This is a genomic window from Caldimonas taiwanensis NBRC 104434 (assembly GCF_001592165.1).
GTDB lineage: Bacteria > Pseudomonadota > Gammaproteobacteria > Burkholderiales > Burkholderiaceae_C > Caldimonas > Caldimonas manganoxidans.
The window spans coordinates 122860-142539 of the sequence record NZ_BCWK01000003.1 but is presented as its reverse complement, the minus strand read 5'-3'; the positions used below and the strand labels follow the sequence as shown (position 1 = coordinate 142539).

22 protein-coding genes and 2 tRNA genes are annotated in these 19680 nt (G+C 65.4%); 16 read left to right on the top strand and 8 right to left on the bottom strand.

What is annotated here, in order from left to right; all coding sequences use genetic code 11:
• The first annotated feature begins 16 nt into the window (after nucleotides 1-16).
• The 7 genes from purD to rng are packed head-to-tail and all read left to right on the top strand — an operon-like array spanning nucleotide 17 to nucleotide 6073.
• On the top strand, nucleotides 17-1300 hold the full coding sequence (purD, locus tag CTA01S_RS04025) for a phosphoribosylamine--glycine ligase (protein WP_062192440.1): 1284 nt from the start codon (nucleotides 17-19) through the stop codon (nucleotides 1298-1300).
• 5 nt (nucleotides 1301-1305) lie between these two features.
• On the top strand, nucleotides 1306-2214 hold the full coding sequence (hemF, locus tag CTA01S_RS04020; RefSeq protein WP_062192438.1) for an oxygen-dependent coproporphyrinogen oxidase: 909 nt from the start codon (nucleotides 1306-1308) through the stop codon (nucleotides 2212-2214).
• A 10-nt stretch (nucleotides 2215-2224) separates the two neighbouring features.
• On the top strand, nucleotides 2225-2824 hold the full coding sequence (gene nadD / locus CTA01S_RS04015) for a nicotinate-nucleotide adenylyltransferase (RefSeq protein ID WP_062192435.1): 600 nt from the start codon (nucleotides 2225-2227) through the stop codon (nucleotides 2822-2824).
• A 20-nt stretch (nucleotides 2825-2844) separates the two neighbouring features.
• A complete protein-coding gene (gene rsfS / locus CTA01S_RS04010) occupies nucleotides 2845-3495 on the top strand; it encodes a ribosome silencing factor (protein ID WP_084362285.1) in 651 nt (216 codons plus the stop codon).
• A complete protein-coding gene (gene rlmH / locus CTA01S_RS04005) occupies nucleotides 3492-3959 on the top strand; it encodes a 23S rRNA (pseudouridine(1915)-N(3))-methyltransferase RlmH (RefSeq protein WP_062192430.1) in 468 nt (155 codons plus the stop codon). Before rsfS ends, rlmH begins: the two co-directional genes overlap by 4 nt.
• Nucleotides 3956-4585: a Maf family protein gene (locus tag CTA01S_RS04000; protein WP_232300982.1), complete on the top strand. Its 630-nt coding sequence runs from the start codon at nucleotides 3956-3958 to the stop codon at nucleotides 4583-4585. The genes rlmH and CTA01S_RS04000 overlap by 4 nt, the downstream gene beginning before the upstream one ends.
• Nucleotides 4586-4606: 21 nt before the next feature.
• Nucleotides 4607-6073, top strand: coding sequence for a ribonuclease G (rng, locus tag CTA01S_RS03995; RefSeq protein WP_062192427.1), 1467 nt, complete (start codon nucleotides 4607-4609; stop codon nucleotides 6071-6073).
• A gap of 6 nt (nucleotides 6074-6079) precedes the next feature.
• Here the strand turns inward: rng and CTA01S_RS03990 are convergent, their stop codons facing one another.
• Complete coding sequence (locus CTA01S_RS03990) at nucleotides 6080-6667, bottom strand: peroxidase-related enzyme (RefSeq protein ID WP_026329888.1); 588 nt, start codon at nucleotides 6665-6667, stop codon at nucleotides 6080-6082.
• Nucleotides 6668-6911: 244 nt separating this feature from the next.
• Between CTA01S_RS03990 and tolB the strand changes: the two genes are divergently transcribed.
• From tolB to CTA01S_RS03955, 7 genes are all read left to right on the top strand, one after another.
• Complete coding sequence (gene tolB / locus CTA01S_RS03985; RefSeq protein ID WP_062192423.1) at nucleotides 6912-8186, top strand: Tol-Pal system beta propeller repeat protein TolB; 1275 nt, start codon at nucleotides 6912-6914, stop codon at nucleotides 8184-8186.
• A gap of 112 nt (nucleotides 8187-8298) precedes the next feature.
• Entirely contained in the window at nucleotides 8299-8841 is a 543-nt protein-coding gene (gene pal / locus CTA01S_RS03980; protein ID WP_019559224.1) for a peptidoglycan-associated lipoprotein Pal, read from the top strand.
• Nucleotides 8842-8849: 8 nt separating this feature from the next.
• Complete coding sequence (gene ybgF, locus CTA01S_RS03975; protein ID WP_084362284.1) at nucleotides 8850-9662, top strand: tol-pal system protein YbgF; 813 nt, start codon at nucleotides 8850-8852, stop codon at nucleotides 9660-9662.
• A gap of 60 nt (nucleotides 9663-9722) precedes the next feature.
• Complete coding sequence (locus CTA01S_RS03970; RefSeq protein ID WP_062192419.1) at nucleotides 9723-10838, top strand: YeeE/YedE family protein; 1116 nt, start codon at nucleotides 9723-9725, stop codon at nucleotides 10836-10838.
• Between the two features lie 2 nt (nucleotides 10839-10840).
• Nucleotides 10841-11641, top strand: coding sequence for a tRNA threonylcarbamoyladenosine dehydratase (locus CTA01S_RS03965; RefSeq protein ID WP_062192418.1), 801 nt, complete (start codon nucleotides 10841-10843; stop codon nucleotides 11639-11641).
• 38 nt (nucleotides 11642-11679) lie between these two features.
• Nucleotides 11680-11755: transfer RNA gene (locus tag CTA01S_RS03960), tRNA-Lys, on the top strand.
• Nucleotides 11756-11804: 49 nt separating this feature from the next.
• Nucleotides 11805-11880: transfer RNA gene (locus CTA01S_RS03955), tRNA-Lys, on the top strand.
• A gap of 133 nt (nucleotides 11881-12013) precedes the next feature.
• On the opposite strand, the gene CTA01S_RS03950 is transcribed toward CTA01S_RS03955, so the two are convergent.
• From CTA01S_RS03950 to CTA01S_RS03920, 7 genes are all read right to left on the bottom strand, one after another.
• On the bottom strand, nucleotides 12014-12898 hold the full coding sequence (locus tag CTA01S_RS03950; RefSeq protein WP_019559228.1) for a sugar phosphate isomerase/epimerase family protein: 885 nt from the start codon (nucleotides 12896-12898) through the stop codon (nucleotides 12014-12016).
• A gap of 8 nt (nucleotides 12899-12906) precedes the next feature.
• Complete coding sequence (locus CTA01S_RS03945; RefSeq protein WP_019559229.1) at nucleotides 12907-13809, bottom strand: VOC family protein; 903 nt, start codon at nucleotides 13807-13809, stop codon at nucleotides 12907-12909.
• 12 nt (nucleotides 13810-13821) lie between these two features.
• On the bottom strand, nucleotides 13822-14745 hold the full coding sequence (locus CTA01S_RS03940) for a shikimate dehydrogenase (protein ID WP_084362283.1): 924 nt from the start codon (nucleotides 14743-14745) through the stop codon (nucleotides 13822-13824).
• Nucleotides 14746-14760: 15 nt separating this feature from the next.
• The gene (locus CTA01S_RS03935) at nucleotides 14761-15774 is read right to left on the bottom strand and encodes a TRAP transporter substrate-binding protein (protein WP_062192416.1); all 1014 of its coding nucleotides are present in this window, start codon (nucleotides 15772-15774) and stop codon (nucleotides 14761-14763) included.
• Nucleotides 15775-15820: 46 nt separating this feature from the next.
• Nucleotides 15821-17101: a TRAP transporter large permease subunit gene (locus CTA01S_RS03930; RefSeq protein WP_062192413.1), complete on the bottom strand. Its 1281-nt coding sequence runs from the start codon at nucleotides 17099-17101 to the stop codon at nucleotides 15821-15823.
• An 11-nt stretch (nucleotides 17102-17112) separates the two neighbouring features.
• Entirely contained in the window at nucleotides 17113-17685 is a 573-nt protein-coding gene (locus CTA01S_RS03925; protein ID WP_062192409.1) for a TRAP transporter small permease, read from the bottom strand.
• 189 nt (nucleotides 17686-17874) lie between these two features.
• Nucleotides 17875-18558 carry a TetR/AcrR family transcriptional regulator gene (locus CTA01S_RS03920; protein WP_026329892.1) on the bottom strand — a complete coding sequence of 228 codons (684 nt, stop codon included), beginning with the start codon at nucleotides 18556-18558 and terminating at the stop codon, nucleotides 17875-17877.
• 147 nt (nucleotides 18559-18705) lie between these two features.
• Here CTA01S_RS03920 and CTA01S_RS03915 point away from each other — a divergent pair, with 147 nt between their 5' ends.
• Both CTA01S_RS03915 and CTA01S_RS03910 read left to right on the top strand, forming a co-directional pair.
• The gene (locus tag CTA01S_RS03915) at nucleotides 18706-19281 is read left to right on the top strand and encodes a hypothetical protein (RefSeq protein ID WP_062192406.1); all 576 of its coding nucleotides are present in this window, start codon (nucleotides 18706-18708) and stop codon (nucleotides 19279-19281) included.
• Nucleotides 19278-19625, top strand: a complete 348-nt coding sequence (locus tag CTA01S_RS03910) for an ArsC family reductase (protein WP_019559236.1) — start codon at nucleotides 19278-19280, stop codon at nucleotides 19623-19625. The genes CTA01S_RS03915 and CTA01S_RS03910 overlap by 4 nt, the downstream gene beginning before the upstream one ends.
• Nucleotides 19626-19680 lie beyond the last annotated feature (55 nt).

Genomic DNA, 19680 nt, shown 5'->3' with positions numbered 1-19680 from the left:
CTTTACGGACATCCCCATGAAAGTTCTCGTCATCGGCTCCGGCGGCCGTGAGCATGCGCTGGCCTGGAAGCTGGCGCAGTCCGCGCGCGTGCAAACCGTGTATGTGGCCCCTGGCAATGGGGGCACGGCGCTGGACAAGCGCTTGCGCAACGTGCCGATCACCGACATTGCCGAACTGGCCGACTTTGCTCAGTCCGAGAAGATCGCGCTGACGGTGGTCGGCCCCGAGGCCCCGTTGGCTGCTGGCGTGGTCGATGCCTTTCGCGCCCGTGGCCTGCGCATCTTCGGCCCCACGCAGGCGGCCGCCCAGCTCGAAAGCTCCAAGGCCTTCGCCAAAGACTTCATGAAGCGCCATGGCATCCCCACGGCGGCCTACGAAACCTTCAGCGACGCGGCCGCAGCCCATGCCTATGTGGACCGCCTGGGGGCTCCCATCGTGATCAAGGCCGATGGCTTGGCGGCCGGCAAGGGCGTGGTCGTGGCCATGAGCTTGTCCGAAGCCCATCAAGCGGTGGACTGGATGCTGCTGGACAACAAGCTCGGCGTGCAGCACAACGCCGGCGGGGCCCGGGTCGTGATCGAGGAATACCTGCAGGGCGAGGAAGCCAGCTTCATCGTGCTGTGCGACGGCAAGAACGTGCTGCCCCTGGCCACCAGCCAGGACCACAAGCGCTTGCTCGATGCCGATGCCGGCCCCAACACCGGCGGCATGGGGGCGTACTCGCCTGCGCCGGTGGTCACGCCCAATGTGCACGCGCGCGTGATGCAGGAGATCGTCGGCCCCACCATCGCGGGCATGGCCAAAGACGGCATTCCCTACACCGGTTTTTTGTATGCCGGCTTGATGATCGATGCGCAGGGTCGGCCCAAGACCTTGGAGTTCAACTGCCGCATGGGCGACCCCGAGACCCAGCCCATCATGATGCGGCTGCGCAGCGATCTGTTGGAGGTGCTGCTGGCCGCCACCGAGGGGACGCTGGACAAGGTCGAGCTCACTTGGGACCGCCGGGTGGCCCTGGGGGTGGTGTTGGCCGCCCATGGCTACCCGCTGCAGCCGCGCAAAGGCGATCCCATCGAGGGCTTGCCGGCCGAGGCGCCCGACGCCATGGTCTTTCATGCCGGCACCATGCTCGATGGCGATGGTCAGCTGCGGACGGCCGGCGGCCGGGTGCTGTGCGTGACCGCGCTGGGCGACTCGGTCAAAGCGGCTCAGCAGCGCGCCTATGAGACCCTGCGGGGCATCCGTTTCGACGGCATGCAGTACCGCAGCGACATCGGTTTTCGGGCCCTGCGGCGGTAAGCGCCATGGATGTCGCGGCGGTACGTCACTACCTGCTGGCGCTGCAAGAGCGCATCGTGAGCGCCTTGGAAGCGGCCGACGGCCAAGCCTTCTTGCGCGACGCATGGACGCGGCCTCCTGGTGAGACTTTGCAAGGCGATGGCCTGACGCGCTTGGTGGAAGAAGGCGGTCTCTTCGAGCGAGGCGGTTGCAATTTTTCGCATGTGCGAGGCCCCCGGTTGCCGGCGTCGGCCACGCAACACCGTCCCGAGCTGGCCGGCGCGCCGTTCGAGGCCCTGGGCGTGTCCTTGGTGCTGCATCCGCGCAATCCCTATGTGCCCACCGTGCACATGAACGTGCGCATGCTCGCGGCCTTGCCGGCCGAGGCGCAGCCGGTCACCTGGTTCGGGGGCGGCATGGACCTGACGCCTTACTACGGCTTCGAAGAGGACGCGGTGCATTTCCACCGCAGTTGCCGCGAGGCCCTGGCTCCGTTCGGCGCGGACAAGTACCCCCGCTTCAAGCGCTGGTGCGACGAGTACTTCTTTCTGAAGCATCGAAACGAACCCCGCGGCATCGGCGGAATCTTCTACGATGATTTCAATGAGGGCGGCTTCGATACCGGCTTTGCGCTGACGCGCGCCGTCGGAGACGCCTTCTTGGGGGCCTACTTGCCCATCGTCGAGCGGCGCCGAGCCCTGCCCTATGGGCAGCGTGAACGCGATTTCCAGGCCTATCGTCGGGGACGTTATGTCGAGTTCAATCTGGTCTGGGACCGGGGCACCCACTTTGGCCTGCAGTCTGGCGGACGCACCGAGTCCATCTTGATGTCGATGCCACCGAGTGCGCAATGGCGCTATCGCTGGACGCCGCAGCCGGGCACGCCCGAGGCGCGTTTGTACAGTGAGTTTCTCGTGCCGCGCGATTGGGTCTGAGGCGGCCACCATGGAAGCCCGGCGCGTGGGGATCTTTGGCGGCAGCTTCGATCCCGTGCACAACGCTCACGTGGCGCTGGCCCGGCTGGCGCTGGCCCACCTGGCCTTGGATCGCGTGGTGTGGATTCCCGCTGGCCAGCCCTGGCAGAAGGCCCGCCGCCTGGCGCCGGCCGAGCATCGCCTGGCCATGGTGCGAGCCGCGGTGGCCGATGAGCCGCGCTTCGAGGTGGACGACTGCGAGATCCGTCGAGCCGGCCCGAGTTATACCTTGGACACCGTCAAGGAGCTGCGTGAGCGATGGCCCGGGGTGCAAGAGTGGTTCCTGATCTTGGGGCAGGATCAGTACGCCGCATTGTCCACCTGGCACGGCTGGCGCGAGCTGCTGCAATGCGTGACGTTGGCCGTGGCCGGACGCGAGGGATGCGAACCAGCCCAGCCCGAGGCCCTGCGCTCGGTGCCCCATCGCCTCCACACCCTGCCTTTGCCACCGTTACCCGTGTCCTCCACCCTGGTGCGGCAACGCCGGGCCGCAGGTTTGGACATCGTCGCTCTGGTTCCGCCGGCAGTGGCAAGCTATATTGATTGCCATCGGCTCTATCTCACCGAATGACACGCCTCAATACCCCCTCAATGGACATCCGCAAACTGCAACGCGCCATCGTCAATGGCCTGGAAGACGTCAAGGCTCAGGACATCGTGATCTTCAACACCGAGCACCTTTCGCCGCTGTTCGAGCGCGTGATCGTGGCCTCGGGCACGTCCAACCGTCAAACCAAGGCCCTGGCCGCCAGCGTGCGCGAAGAGGTCAAGAAGCAAGGGTTTTCGGTGATCAGCACCGAGGGGGAGGACAACGGCGAGTGGATCATCGTCGACTGCGGGGCGGCCGTGGCGCACATCATGCAGCCGGCCATTCGCCAGTACTACAACCTCGAGGAGATCTGGGGGGACAAACCCGTCAGGCTCAAACTGAGCCAGACCAAGACCCTGCCTCAAGCCCGTGGGCCCGAGGCATCGACGCCGGCCAAGTCGGCGACTTCTGCGAAGAAAACGACGGCGACCGCCCAAAAAGCGACCGCAACGAAGAAAACGACCGCGGCGAAGACGACTGCAGCGAAGAAACCGACTGCAGTAAAGAAAGCCGCTGTCGTCAAGAGCACGACCGCGGTCAAGAAAACGGCGGCCGCCAAGACCACCGGGGCGGCGAAAAAAACCGCCGCCGCAAAGTCTGCACCCGCCAAACGGCCTGCCGCGAAGAAGGCGGCCTCGCGCAGCAAAGCATGAAGCTCGTCGTCGTCGCGGTCGGCCAGCGGATGCCGGGCTGGGCCGAGACGGCGTATGAGGACTACGCCCGGCGCTTTCCGCCCGAACTGCGGCTGGAACTGAAGGCGGTCAAGACCGAACCGCGCGGATCCAAGTCGCTCGACACCTTGCTGGCGGCCGAGCGCACACGCATCGAGGCGGCCTGCCCGAAAGGAGCGCGCACCGTGGTGCTCGATGAGCGCGGCGATCGGCTCACCACCCAGCAATTGAGTGTGCGCTTGAAGGACTGGATGCACGGTGGGCGCGACGTGGCGTTGCTGATCGGCGGGCCCGACGGTCTGGACCCGGCCTTGCGCGATGGGGCCGATGAGCGCATTCGGTTGTCCGACCTGACCTTGCCGCATGCCATGGTGCGTGTGCTGTTGGCCGAGCAGCTGTACCGAGCCTGGTCGCTGATCGTGGGGCATCCCTACCACCGGGAATGAGCATCGACCTTCGCATGAGCGCCGACTTCAACTTCATCTACCTGGCTTCTCAAAGCCCTCGCCGCCGGCAATTGCTCGACCAAATCGGCGTGCCCTACGAGCTCCTCCTGCCCGAGGCCGACGAAGACGCAGAGGCCCTCGAGGCCGTGTGCGCCGGGGAGTCCGCCAAAGACTATGTGCAACGCGTCACCTGCGCCAAGCTGGACGCTGCACTCGCGCGCCGGGCTCGTCGCGCCTTGCCCGAGGCGCCGGTGCTGTGCGCGGACACCACGGTGGCCTTGGGGCGGCGCATTCTGGGCAAGCCGGCCGACGCCGTGCAGGCGCGTGAGATGCTGATGGCTTTGTCCGGACGCGAACACCGGGTGTTGACGGCCGTGGCCGTGGGGCAGGGGGCGCGGCGTGAGCTGCTGCTCAACGTCTCGCGCGTGCGTTTCTCGATCCTGGCGCCGGATCAGATCGACCGCTATGTGGCCAGCGGCGAGCCTTTTGGCAAGGCTGGAGCCTACGGCATCCAGAGCCGCGCGGCGGTGTGGATCGACCGTATCGTCGGCAGTTACTCCAGTATCATGGGTTTGCCGCTGCACGAAACCGGCCTGCTGCTGCAGCGCTTTGGCGTGCGTGTCTGAAGTGATCGGTTCGAGCGTTGCATGCAAGACATCCTGATCAACTGGTCGCCCCAGGAAACCCGTGTGGCCATCGTCGAGAATGGCGCGGTGCAGGAGCTGCACATCGAGCGCACGCTCGAGCGGGGGTTGGTGGGCAACATTTACACCGGCAAAGTGGTGCGCGTGCTGCCGGGCATGCAATCGGCCTTCATCGACATTGGGCTGGAGCGCGCGGCCTTCCTGCACGTGGGGGACTTGGTGCACCGCAACGGCACTGGCGAGGCGGCTGCGGCCACCCCCATCGAGAAGCTCGTCTTCGAAGGCCAGAGTCTCACGGTGCAAGTGATCAAGGATCCGATCGGCACCAAGGGCGCACGCCTGTCGGCCCAGATCAGCATCGCCGGACGGTTGCTGGTGTACCTGCCCCACGACGACCACATCGGCATCTCGCAGAAGATTGGCTCCCCCGAATTGCGCGAGCAGTTGCGTGCGCGCATGGCTCGCTTGGTCGGACAAGCCCAAGACGGCGGCGGCGGTGGATTCATCCTGAGGACCAATGCCGAAGACGCCAGCGACGAGGAACTGGCCGCGGATATCGCGTACTTGCGCAAGACTTGGGCAGGGGTGCGCGAGCGTTCTTTCAAGAGCCCGCCCGGGACCTTGCTGTACGAAGACCTCAACCTCGCACAGCGGGTGCTGCGCGATCTCGCAGGGGAAGACACCCAATCCATCCGCATCGACTCGCGCATGCAGTTCGAGGCGCTGCAAGCCTTCGGCCGCGAGTTCACGCCCCGAGCGGTGCGCAAGTTGGAGCTCTACACGGGGGAGCGGCCGATCTTCGATCTCTACAACATCGACCAGGAGATCGAGCGGGCCCTGGCCCGGCGCGTGGATCTCAAGTCTGGGGGCTATCTCATCATCGACCAGACCGAGGCTTTGACGACCATCGATGTGAACACCGGCGGTTACGTCGGCGCGCGCAATTTCGATGACACGATTTTCAAGACCAATCTCGAGGCGGCTCAGGCCATCGCCCGCCAACTGCGTCTGCGCAACCTGGGCGGCATCATCATCGTCGACTTCATCGACATGGTGCGCGAGGACCATCAGGAAGCGGTGCTGGCCGAGCTGCGGCGTCAGCTCGCGCGCGACCGTGTCAAGATGACCGTCAGTGGCTTCACCCAGCTCGGCCTGGTGGAGATGACGCGCAAACGCACCCGCGAGTCGCTGGCCCGCATGCTGTGCGAGCCTTGCCCCACCTGCCAGGGCAAGGGCTCGGTCAAGACGGCGCGCAGCGTGTGCTACGACATCTTGCGCGAAATCTTGCGCGAGGCCCGACAGTTCAATCCCAAGGAATTCCGGGTGGTGGCCAGCGCGGCCGTGGTCGAGATGTTGCTGGATGAGGAGAGCCAGTACCTGGCCGGGCTGAGCGAGTTCATCGGCAAGCCCATCTCGCTGCGCACCGAGCCCACGCTGTCGCCTGAGCAATACGACATCGTCTTGCTGTGATCGGCGTCAGCCTTTGGAGCGGGGCACTCGTCCCATCAAGTAAAACTCGTCATTCGGACGCAGGTTGATCAAGTTGGCCATGCGATTGGACAGGCCGAACAACGCGGTGATCGCGCCAATGTCCCAGATGTCCTCGTCCGAGAAGCCGTGCGCGTGCAGCGCCTCGAAATCGGCGTCCACCACTTCATGCGAGCGCAGGCAGACCTTCAGCGCAAAGTCGAGCATGGCTTGCTGGCGTGGGCTCAGGTCGGCCTTGCGGTGATTCACCGCAATCTGGTCGGCCAGCAGGGGCTGCTTCTCGTAGACGCGCAGGATGGCACCATGAGCGACCACACAGTACAAGCAGTGGTTTGCGCCGCTCGTGGCCACCACGATCATTTCTTTCTCGCCCTTGGACAGCCCCGACTCGCGCAGCATCAGCGCATCGTGGTAGGCGAGGAAGGCTCGGCATTCGTCGGGCCGGTGCGCCAGGGCCAGAAAGACATTGGGCACGAAGCCGGCCTTGTCCTGGACCTCCAGAAAGCGCCGGCGCAGGTCTTCGGGAACGTCGAGCAGCTCGGGCACGGGGTAGCGGCTGATGGGAGCAGGGGCCATGATGGGCAAGCGATGCGGGGACAGGATGTCCATTATCGTGAGCGCCCAGACACAAGGCCCCCCGGGTCTGCCCGGGGCCCTCGTTGGGAACTGTTGCATCTGCATGCTCGCAGCAGCACCCGCACAGGCGACAATACGGGGTTGAGGCCGACGGAACCTGTCGGCATGAACCGGCTCACACGCCTGGAGGGCGCGCAGCCGTCGGCCGGGTGAGCGCCGCAACAGCATCAGTCCAAGGAGTTCGATGAGGATGTGGTCCCGACGTTCCTTCATGGCCGTGCCGGCCGCCATGGTGGCCTGGCCGGCCGTGGCGCAGTTCCGGGTCGACATTTCAGGCGTGGGGGCCACCCAGTTCCCGATTGCAGTCCTGGCCTTCGATGGCGAGGCTGGGCGCACGCAGCAGGTCTCGGCCATCGTGCGGGCCGATCTGGAGCGGTCTGGCCAGTTTCGCATGGTGCCCACCGACGGGGCCGTGCTCAACGAGCGCGCGATGCCCGTGATGACCGCCTGGCGCAGCCGCGGGGCCGATGCTTTGGTGGCCGGCAGCATCACTCGGCTGGCTGATGGCCGGGTCGACGTGCGCTTCAAGCTCTGGGATGCCGTGCGGGGGCAGGACCTCGGCGGCGAAGCCCATGCGGTGGCCGATGCCGACTTGCGCCTGGCCGCGCACCGCATTGCCGACTACGTCTATGAGAAACTCACCGGGGAGCGTGGTGTTTTTGCCACGCGCATTGCCTATGTGACCCAGGCCGCGCAGCGACACACGCTGTGGGTGGCCGATTCGGACGGTGAGGGGGCGCAGGTGGCGCTGACCAGTGCCGAGCCCATCATCTCGCCCGCGTGGTCGCCCGACGGCCGCGAGCTTGCCTACGTGTCCTTCGAGACGCGCAAGCCCGTGGTCTTCGCCCAAGAGGTGGCTTCCGGGCAGCGGCGTGCGATTGCCAGCTTCAAGGGCTCCAACAGTGCGCCGGCCTGGTCGCCCGACGGTCAGCACATCGCCGTCGTGCTCACGCGCGATGGTTCATCCCAGATCTACACCGTCCAGCGCAGTGGCAACACTCTTCGCCGGCTCACCTCCAGCATGGGGATCGACACCGAGCCGGTCTACACCCCCGACGGGCGGCAGATCTACTTCGTCAGTGATCGAGGGGGCAGTCCACAGATCTATCGCATGTCGGCCTCGGGCGGCGCGGCCGAGCGTGTGACCTTCAGTGGAAGCTACAACATCAGTCCTGCGATCAGCCCGGATGGCCGCTGGATGGCCTACATCTCCCGCGAGGGCAACGCGTTTCGCTTGCAGCTGATGGAGCTGGCCACAGGCAACGTGACCGCGTTGACCACCACGGCGCACGACGAAAGCCCGAGTTTTGCACCCAACAGCCGTCTCATCGTCTACGCCACGCGTCAGAATGGCCGCAACGTGCTGATGACCACCACGCTGGATGGCCGCATCAAGGCCACGTTGTTGTCCAATCGAGGCGATGTTCGAGAGCCGGCTTGGGGGCCCTACGGACGATGAACCCGACCCCATCACGGTCTCGTGTCAGCCTGGCGGGCCGCTGTGGCGTTGAGCCCGTTGGCGCCCTCGGGCTGCTTTCGTGTATCCGATGTCATTCCAAGGAGAAAAGTCCATGAATCTGCGTTCCCTGGCCAAGTTCGGCGGCACCGTGCTGCTGTCGGTCGTCCTGGCCGCTTGCGGCTCCAACGTCAAGCTCGATGAAACGCCGGTGGAATCGCGCACGGCCACCCCGGTGCCCGGCGGCTCTGGCCAGTCCCAGGCGCAGTCGCAGGTTTCGACGGTGACCGCCCCGGGCAGCTCGGGCAGCCAGCTGGAGGCGGCCAGCCAACTGGCCCGTGTGATCTACTTCGACTTCGACAGCTACGTGCTCAAGGAGGAGTTCCGTCCGACCGTGGCGGCCTATGCCCGACTGCTCACGGCGGATCCCAATCGTCGTCTGACGATCGAAGGCCACACCGACGAGCGCGGCGGCAGCGAGTACAACCTGGCCCTTGGTCAGAAGCGTGCCGAGGCCGTGCGCCGAGCCCTCGAACTGCTGGGCGTGCGTGAGTCGCAGTTGGAGGCCGTCAGCTATGGCAAGGAGCGTCCGGCCGTGGCCGGCTCCAACGAGGAAGCCTGGGCGAAGAACCGCCGGGCCGAACTGATCCTGCGCTGAGGATCCCGATGTCGAAGTCTCTGAGCCGATGCCTGGAGCGCGCACGAGGGCCGCGCCTGGCGCCTGCGGGGGCTGCCTTGGCCGTGGCCGCGGCCCTGTTCCTGCCCACCGGGGCGCATGCTTTGTTTGGCGACGATGAAGCGCGTCGGGCCATCCTCGATCTGCGCCAGCGATTCGAGCAGGCGGGCGAGGCGCAAAAGGTCGAGCAGGCCCGTACTGCCGAGCAGTTCGATCAGCTGCGCCGCAGTGTGCTCGAACTGAACACCCAGCTCGAGCTGATGCGAGGCGAGATCGCCCGCTTGCGTGGCCGCAACGAGGAACTGGCGCGCGAGATCGCCGAGTTGCAGCGGCGTCAGACCGACCTTGCCCAGGGGCTCGACGAGCGCATCCGTCAGGTCGAGCCGCAACGCACGGTGGTCGATGGCAAAGAGATCGTCGTGCGGCCCGATGAGCGGCGTGACTACGAGGCAGCACTGGACATCTTCCGCAAAGGCGACTTCCAAAACGCAGCAGCGGCGTTCATGTCTTTCCAGCGTCGCTACCCGGGCAGTGGCTACACCGAGTCCGTGCTGTACTGGCTGGGCAATGCCCATTACGGCCGGCGCGACTACAAAGAGGCCCTGGCCACGTTCCGGCAGCTCGTCACCACCGCGCCGGATCATCCGCGCGCACCCGAAGCGTGGTTGTCCATTGCGATGTGCCAGATCGAACTGAAGGATCGTCCCGGCGCTCGCCGCACGCTGGAAGACCTGATCAAGAACTACCCCCAGTCCGAAGCTGCGCGCGAAGCGCGCGAACGCCTGGCCGCCCTGAAGCAGTGAGTCCTTCTTGCAGGGCCTGAGCCTCCGGTGCGGGATGGGGGCTTGCCTACAATCAGGCCCATGCAAGACATCGATCTGTCCTCTCTCACGAGTCAGGTGCTGTGGGCGGCCTTCGTGCTCGCAGCCCTCTTCGGCGCCATTGCACAGCGCACCCATTTTTGCACCATGGGGGCAGTGTCGGACATCGTGACGATGGGTGACTGGAGCCGCATGCGCATGTGGGTCATGGCCATGGGGGTGGCCATCATCGGCTTCAACGTCATGGTGGGCCTGGGCTGGGTGTCGGCCGCCGACACTTTCTATGCCGGACCGCGGCTTTTGTGGTTGTCGGCCCTCGTGGGGGGGCTGCTTTTCGGCTTCGGCATGGTGCTGGCCTCGGGCTGCGGCAGCAAGACCCTGGTGCGTATCGGTGCGGGCAACCTGAAGTCCTTGGTGGTGTTCTTGGTGCTCGGTTTGGCGGCCTTTGCCACCTTGCGCGGCATCACCGGCGTGCTGCGTGTGAACACGGTCGATACCGTCTATGTCGAGCTGCCGATGGGCCAAGATCTGCCCCGATTGTGGAGCAGCTTGACCGGATGGGAGCCGTCCTTGTCGGCCTGGACCTGGGGGCTGCTGGTCGGCGGCGCCTGCCTGGCGTGGGCCTGGGCGCGGCCCGAGGGCCGCCGTGGCAACACCCTGCTGGCCGGGCTGGGGATCGGCGCCGTGATCGTGGGGGTGTGGTGGGTGTCTGGCCGGCTGGGCTTCGTGGCCGAGCACCCCGAGACGCTCGAGGCCACCTTCTTGGCCACCAATTCGCGGCGCATGGAGTCGCTCAGCTTCGTCGCTCCGTATGCTTATGCGCTGGACTGGTTGATTTATTTCAGCGACACCAGCAAGACGCTCACGCTGGGCATCGTCAGCTGTGCGGGCGTGGTGACCGGTTCGGCCCTCCAGGCGCTGGCCAGCGGCACGTTCCGTTGGGAGGGCTTCCGTGACGTCCAGGACACGGCCCACCATCTGATCGGAGGGGCACTGATGGGCGTGGGAGGCGTGACGGCCATGGGGTGCACGATCGGTCAGGGCCTGTCTGGCATCTCCACCCTGTCGCTGGGGAGTTTTCTGGCCTTGGCCGGCATCCTCATGGGCGCCGTGCTGGCGTTCAAGTATCAGACGTGGCGCTTGGCGCGCATGGCTTGAGCATGGAACCGGCGGCTTCTTGGGCCGAGGGGCTGGTCCCTCCTTCCGACGACCTCGAGCTGGAGCGCCGCTTCGGCGGTTTGCGCCGCCTGTACGGTGCGGCGGGCTACGGCCGTATCCGCGCGGCCCGCGTGGCCGTGGTGGGGGTTGGCGGCGTCGGTTCTTGGGCCGTGGAGGCCCTGGCACGCAGTGGCGTGGCCGAATTGGTGCTGATCGATCTGGACCATGTGGCCGAGTCGAACATCAATCGACAAATCCAAGCGCTCGATGCCACCCTCGGCCAGGCCAAAGTGCTGGCCTTGCGCGAGCGCATCGCCGGCATCCATCCGGGCTGCCGGGTGCGCGCGATCGAGGAGTTCGTCGAACCGGACAACTGGCCTGCGCTGCTGGACGGGCACACCATCGATGCCTTGATCGATGGCTGCGACCAAGTGCGAGCCAAGCAAGCCTTGGCGCAATGGGCGCTGAGCCAGCCTCGGCTCGTGCACGTCTGCGTCGGGGCGGCCGGGGGCAAGCGTCACGCGCACCGGGTCGAGCTGGCCGACCTCGCCGAGGTCACCCATGACCCCTTGCTCGCCTCGCTGCGCCAACGCCTGCGCAAGCAAGGACTGGCGCCGCGCCAGGGGCGCATCGGAGTGGCTTGCGTGTATTCGAAGGAACCGGTCGGGCGGCCCGATGGGGCCTGCAGCACCGATGGCAGCCTCAATTGTCACGGCTATGGATCGGTGGTGTCGGTCACGGCCACCTTTGGGCTCGTGGCGGCAGGAGCTGTGCTCGACCGGCTGGCAGCCGGTGAGGCTTGATGCATTGACCAGTTCATGTCTATAATCACAGGCTTTCCGGGTCGTTAGCTCAGTCGGTAGAGCAGCGGACTTTTAATCCGTTGGTCGCAGGTTCGAATCCTGCACGACCCACCACCTTCGATACCGTCTGGCCCGTGCCGGTCAGACGCTGGCCCAAGGGCTGGGGCTCTTAGCTCAGCTGGTAGAGCAGCGGACTCTTAATCCGTAGGTCGTAGGTTCGAATCCTACAGGGCCCACCAACCTCCCCAAGCGCTCCCATAGCGATCCCCAAGCGGGTCGATCGAGCCATGCGACTGCCGTGCGACGGTGGCGCGTTGCGGCGTCGTTTTCGCGCGATCTGTGAGGTCGCTGGCGCTTGCGGAGGGGCGCCGATCAGGACGTACTGCGCAGGCGCAGTCGGTTGGGCAGGGGCGTGGAGCGGCGCAGCACGTCCTCGGCGAGCCATACGGCCGAGCGGCGCGCGCGCTGGGCGACGGTGGGCAAGGGCAGTTGCTGGTAGTCGTCGTTGAAGACCTCGAAGCTGTAGTCGCCTCGGTAGCCCAGCCGATCCAGCCGCACCACGATGTCAGCCAGCGCATCCGTGTGCACACCTTCGCCGGGAAACACTCGGAAGTGACGCGCCGTGGTCATGCGCTCTTCGAAGCTGCGCACCTCGTTCCACAGGAAATCGGACAGCTGCACCAGAAAGATCTTGCTCGCATCGATGCCGTCCAAGGCATCGAGAGGCGTCTTGGCGGCCAGCAGGTGATAGGAGTCGATGGCCAATCCCAGGTTGGAGCGGTCGGCGCGGCACACCACCTCCCAAGCCGTGGTGTATTCATTGACGGTCCGTCCCCAGGACAAACCTTCATAGGCCACCTTGATGCCCAAGGGCACGGCCAACGTGGCCAGTTTGCGCAGGTCGCGGGCCAGATCGTCGAGGTCACTGCTGGCATGTTGTGAGGTGGACGAACACGCCAGCAGCACCTTGGCGCCTAGCGCATGGCACATCTCGAGCATGCCCTTGGCGATGTCGACCTTGTAGTCGTGCAGGTGGCCCGACAAGCCCTCGAAATCGCGCAAGACCTGAAACCCGGTGACGCGCAAGCCACTGGCACGAACCTCTTGCACGGCCGCGCGCCAGCCCTCGGGATGCCCCACCAAATCACGTGCCGAGAGCATGATCTGACCAAAGCCGGCTTCGCGCACGGCCCGAAGCTTGGCGCGCAGATCGCCGGCCAGGGTGATGGTGTCCATCCCAAAGTCGTCGAAGTGCATGGTCCACCTCACGCGGTCGGCAAAGGATGGTGCACCAGCTCGAAGGCCACGCTGCCCAGCCATGTCTGCGTCAGGGCGCCGCGGTCCTCGGTATGTACGCTGCTGGATTCGACGAAGTTCATGCCACGACGCGTGAGCTCGCGCACCGCTTGGCGTACATCCGGGGTGCCGAAGGCCACGCGATGCAGGGTTTCGTCCGGGTCTGCATCCATGGCGTCCGGTTCCGGCTCGATGAGTTGCAAGTAGAACTGCCCACAAGGGCTGGCCAGCACGCGCCCGCGGGGTAGGATGCCGAAGCGGGTCTCGTCGGGCAGGGCGGAGAAGCCGAAAAGTTCACCGTAGAACTCGGTCCAATCATCCATCCGGCCCAGGCCGATGTACTGCACCACACCGAACCAGTGCAACCCGGCCACTGCAGGGGGGTGCGGATCGACCGTGGGAATGGGCACGAAGTCGACGTCGTAAATCGAAAAGTCTTTGTACCGGTCGACGAGGTAGATGCGACTGCGGCCCACGCCGTGCAGTGCAGGGATGTGGAGCTCCATGGGCTGGGGTTGTGCTGGCACCGGCCAGCCACCGCGCTCGATCGCACGCCGCCAGGCCGCACCGGCATCGCGCACGCGCAAGGCGATGGCGGCGATCTCGGGGGCATCCCCCGGTTGCACGGCCTCGGGAACTCCTTCGGCATGGGCGTTGATGACGATGTTCATCGAGCCTTGTCGATACAACAGCACCTCGCGCGATCGGTGCCGTGCGATGGGCCGAAAACCCATGATCTCCAGCACCTGCCCCAGGGCTTGAGGCCGGCGTGTGGCGAATTCCACGAATTCGATGCCGTCCAGCCCCAGGGGGTTGGGCGGCTCGTCGATGGCTTCACGGTTGCGCGCGTTGGAGCAGGTCGATGCCGTCATACCGATTTCCTTTCAGTCGCCGCGGCGCTGCGCGACCAAACGTCGAAAGTGCGATTCCATGCGCTGTGCATCGGGGACGAGGCCGGTGAACAGCTCGAAGGCGCCCACGGCCTGACCGACGGCCATGCCCCCGCCGTCCACCGTTGGGCAGCCGATGCGCCGGGCCGTCTTGAGCAGCTCCGTTTCGAGCGGGAAATACACGACCTCGGCCACCCACAGCGTGGGCCGCAGCAGCTCGACCGGCAGCGGCAAGCCCGGCAGCTTGTCCATGCCCGTGGGCGTGGCGTGCACCAGACCGGTGGCACTGTGCATCGCGCGCGCGATGTCGGCTTCGGCGCGGGCCCGGCCTTGGCCATGGCGCGCGTTGAGCGCCTCTGCCAGCGCCTGGGCACGCTCGGTCTCGCGATCCACCAGCACGAGTTGCTGGGCTCCCAGCCGCAAGACCGTGTGAGCGATGGCCGCTCCCGCGCCGCCGGCGCCCAGCACCACCACTTCGGACAGATCGGCTGCCGGCAGCGCACGACGAAAACCCCAGGCCCAGCCGGTGCCGTCGGTGTTGTGTCCCACCAGTCGGCCGTGGCGGCACACGATGGTGTTGACCGCGCCCATCGCGCGGGCCTCGTCGGACAGCTCGTCCAACAGAGGGATCACGGCCTGCTTGCAGGGGTAGGTGATGTTCAGTCCCGCAAAGCCCATCGTGCGCACGGCCTGCAGCAGGACAGGCAGGGCCTCGACGCCCGAGCCCGTGCGGTCCAGATCGATGAGTTGGTAGTGCAGCCGAAGGCCGTGGTGGCGAGCTTCTTCCTCGTGCATCGCCGGCGTCAGTGAGCGCTGGATCCCGGCGCCAATGAGGCCGACGAGCAGCTTGCGATCCTCGACGCAGACCGTCTGGTGCGCCGGGGTGGACGTTTCCACGCGAGTGGGAGCCTGGATCACGGCGATGCTTCCTGATTACTTGCGCACTTTGGCCAGTTCGGCATTGAGCGCGGCCACGGTGTCCGCGCCCACGCTCTGGGTGTGCTTGTCGATGACGGGCTTGACCTTCTCGCGGAAGCGCGCCAGCTCGGCGGCGGACAGCTCCGTGACCTGCATGCCGGCTTTGCGCAGGTTGTCCAGCGCCACGCTGGCCTGTTGACGCGACAGTTCACGCTGGAAGCGTGTGGCTTCGGCAGCCGCTTCGGTGAAGATGCGCTTTTCGTCGTTGCTGAGGCTGTCCCACAGGCGCTTGCTCACCAGCAAGGCTTGGGGGTTGTACACATGGCGGGTGAGCGTCAGGTACTTCTGGACTTCGTGGAACTTCGATGCGTAGATGGTCGTTTCCGGGTTCTCCTGTCCGTCGATGGCTTTCTGCTCCAACGCGGTGTAGACCTCTGGGAACGGCATGGGCGTGGCGTTTGCCCCAAGCGTGTTGAACAGGTCGATGTAAATCGGCGACTGGATCACTCGAATCTTCAGGCCGGCGATGTCCTCGACCTTGGTCACCGGCCGACGGTTGTTGGTGAGGTTGCGAAAGCCCAGGTCCCAATACCCCAAACCGACGAGATTCTTCTCTTCCAACTTGGCCAAGAGGTGTTTGCCAAAAGGCCCATCGGTGACGGCATCGGCTTCCTGCGGCGAGGCAAACAGGAAGGGGAAGTCGAAGACCGCAAATTCCTTGACTTGGGCCGTGAGGATGCCTGCGTTGAGCACGGTCATCTCCACGGTGCCGCCTTGCAGGGCTGAGACGGTTTGCAGGTCACCGCCCAGCGTGCCTCCGGGGAACAAGCGCACGGTGATCTTCTTTCCCGATTTCTGGGCCACCAGGTCGGCGAACTTTTGTGCGCCCTCGGCTTGCGGGTGACCCTTTTGGTTTTGGAAAGCGAACTTGATGGTGCGCTCTTTGATGTCTTGGGCCAACGAGGCCGTCATCGGCATCAGGGCCGCAACGCTCAGGCACAGTACGCGAGTCAGGGCTTTGAGGGTCATGGATGTCTCCTATCAGTGGGGTGGTGGAGCGGGCCGACGGCCCGCATCAGCCGCCGAACCAGCGGGCCGGCACGGTGACGATCGAAGGAAATAGCACCAACAAGAACAGCACGGCGGTCTGTGCGGCCATGAAGGGCAACACGCCGCGAGCGACCGCATCGAGCTTCATGCGGCCCACGCCAGAGACCACGTTGAGCACCGTGCCGACTGGAGGGGTGAGCAGGCCAATGGCGTTGACGATGATGAACAGCACCCCGAAATACACGGGGTCGATCCCGGCGGCCTTGATCACCGGCATGAGCACCGGCGTGAGAATCAAGATCGTGGGCGTCATGTCCATGGCCGTGCCGACGACCAGAACGAGCACCAAAATGGCCACCAAAAGCAGTGTGGGCCGGTCGATGAGGGGTTCCAACAGATCGATGACCATCGACGGCAGATCCGCCACCGTGATCAACCAGGCACTGACCATGGCTGCGGCCACGAGGAACATGATCACTGCACTGGTGCGAGCCGACGCGACGAAAATCGGATAAAGCTGACGCAGCGACAGCTCGCGATAGATCACGGTGGAGACGAACAGCGCATACACGGCCGCCACCACGGCCGCTTCGGTCGGCGTGAACACCCCCAGCCGCAAGCCCACCAGGATGATGACCGGCAGCATCAGTGCCCACAGGGATTCGCGCAGCGCCACCCGAATCTCGCGTGCCGACTTGCGCGGCGGCGGCACGATCTTGTCCTTGCGCACCAGCCACCACCAGGTGCACCACAGTGCCGCGCCCATCAGCACACCGGGCACGATACCGGCCATGAACAACTTGGCGATGGACACGTTGGCCGCCACGCCAAAGATCACGAAGCCGATGCTGGGTGGGATGACCGGCCCGATGATGCCGGCCGAGGCGATCAAGCCGGCCGAGGTGGCCTTGTCATGTCCAGCCTTGACCATCATCGGCAGCAGCAAGGCCGTGAGCGCGGCCGCGTCGGCCACCGCCGATCCTGACAGTGCAGCCATCAGGCAGGCGGCCATCACCGCCACATAGCCCAGCCCCCCCTTGACATGGCCCACCAGTGCCAAGGCGAGGTTGACGATGCGCTGAGACAGGCCGCCCACATTCATGATCTCGCCGGCCAACATGAAAAACGGAACGGCCAGCAGCGGAAAACTGTCGGCGCCGTTGATGAGGTTTTGCGCCAGGATCTGCGCATCGAAGAGATCGAGATGCCACATCATTGCCACCGCGCTGGCCAGCAGGGCAAACGCAATGGGCACGCCCAGCGCCATGACGCCGAGCAGCGAGACGAGGAAGACGGCCACGGTCATCGCAGACTCCTTCAGCGCGCGTGGGAACTGGGGGTGGCGGCAGACGCATCGTTGGGCGCTGTGCCGTGGCCGTGTGCGAGATCTTCGGACGCGGTCACCTGCACCATGTCCGCATCGGTGAGTTGGCCGCGCAGGGCTTTGAGCACATCGAGCACCAGCAACGCGGCTCCCGAGACGGCAAACACCACGCCCGGAGCGTAGAACCAACCCATCGACAAGCCGGTGACCGGGGCCTGCACGTCCCAGTTGATGCGCAATTGCTTCCAACTGCCGTCGAACACCAAGCCACAGATGACCAGCATCAGCCCATGGCCCAGCAACAAACAGGCCTTCTTGCCGGCTCGTGGCAGCAGGGCCACGACCACATCGGTGCCCAGATGGCCCTTGTCCCTGAGCGCGACGATGGCCCCGAGGAAGGTGACCCACACGAACAGCCAGCGTGACAACTCCTCGGACACGGTGATGCCGGAATTGAAGACATAACGCAGCACCACGTTGCCGAACACGAGCACCACCATCACCGCCAGAAAGGCGGCCATCAGGCCATCGAGCAGGCGGCAATAGCGATCGAAGAGTCGGTTCACCCGCAGTTCTCGTCTGAGAGGCCAGATCGCCCGCGCGGACGCAGCAGGCGGCCAGATGGCCGGGTTCGAGCGGATGATCCTTGGGCATCCGCCATGACCGAATAATGTACGAACTGGTTAGTTTTTCACTAGGGACTTTCCCGAACTGCGGGATCGGCGCCCAGAGGCTGCCGATGGCGCCGTGCGGCTTTACTTACGGACGTAGCGGACGATGAGGTCGACGATGCTGGCGCGCCGGGCCGCCAGGGCCTCGGGCGAGGCCATGTCGCGTTTGAAGATCAGCGAGAAGGTGTACCGGTTGGACACGTTGAAGAAGCACAGGGCGCTGATCGACATGTGCAGGTCCACCGGGTCGAGATCGTCGCGAAACACGCCGGCGGCCCGACCGCGCTCGTAGACGGCGCGCACAGCGTCGATGGCCGGCACGTTGAGCTGCTGAATGGTTTGCGACTGCGCGAGGAATTCGCCCCGATGGATGTTCTCATTCATCACCAAACGGATGAAGTCGGGGTTGGCGTTCTGGTAGTCGAAGGTGAAGGCCACCAAGGTGCGCAAGGCTTCCTCGGGGGGCAGGTCTTCCAAGTGAAGTTCGCCCTCGATCTGGCGAATGCGGCGGTAGGCTTCCTCCAGCACGGCAACGTACAGGCCTTCTTTGCTGCCGAAGTAGTAGTAAATCATCCGCTTGCTGGTGCGTGTGAGCTCGGCAATTTCGTCGATGCGTGCCCCCGTCAGCCCTTTGGCGGCAAACTCCCGGGTGGCCACCTCCAGGATGTCCTGCATCGTGCGCTCCGGGTCGTTGGTGCGGGGGGCTGCGGCCGCCTTGCGGGTGCGCTTCGAGGCGGCTAACGCAGATGCACGGACTGTTTCGTTCATGGTGGCGTGGGCAGACATGGCAGCAAGCGTGGACCCAAGGCTTTCATTATCACCGGCGACGCGCCGCCCCGGGGGGGAACCGCCCAGATCGGCGTTTGTCCAAGGTCAACGCCTTTACACTGTGCACCCACCTCCTGGAAACGCATCGTGAAGAGTGCTGCCCGTTTCACTGCCGAAGGGCGCCATGTCGTGGTCGCCGCCACGCTCGCGTTGGCCGGCGTGCTGCAAGGCTGCGCGATCCGCTATGCCCCGGGCGCGCTGGACGCCGGTCTGACCGAGTCCGAGGTGCGTGCACGCATGGGCCCGCCGACGGGGGAGCATCTCGGGCCCGATGGACGGCGTCGATTGGAGTTTGCACGGGGGCCCTATGGACGGCACACGTACATGGCCGACCTCGATGCCCAGGGGCGTGTGAGGCAGTGGACTCAGGTGCTGACCGAGTCGCACTTCAATGCCGTGACGGTGGGCATGGGCCGCGACGAGCTGCTGTACCGGCTGGGGCGCCCGTCGGAGGAGCGACGCATCCCGCGCCGCAACGAACTCGTTTGGTCCTACCGGTACGAATCGCCGTTTTGCCTCTGGTTCCAGGTGAGTCTGGATGCGGTCACGCAGCGGGTCACACAAACCGGGTATGGTGTCGATCCGTTGTGTGAGGGGATGGACGAAGAGGCTCACTGGCTCCTGCGTCGCGGCACAGGGGGCTCCACCGTGGTGGCAAGATGATCAAGGTCTACGGCATTTCCAATTGCGATACCGTGAAGAAGGCCCGACGCTGGCTCGACCAGCGTGGCCTGGCCTATCAGTTCCATGATTTCAAAAAGCTCGGGGTGCCCGAGGACCGCTTGGCCCACTGGCTGAGGGTCGTAGGCCCTGAGCGCTTGCTCAATCGCCAAGGCACCACATGGCGCCGGCTCGATGCGTCGGCCCAAGCGGCCGCATCCACCGAAGCCGGTGCACGCGCGCTCATGCAGGCCCAGCCCAGTGTCATCAAGCGCCCGGTGATCGAGGTCGCCGAGCACGTGCTGGTGGGTTTCGACGAGGCGACCTATGCGCGTCTGATGTGCTGAGCTGCCGCTGGCGCAGTCCGCCGACCGGGCGGACTGCGTAGAACCAGGCTGGGAG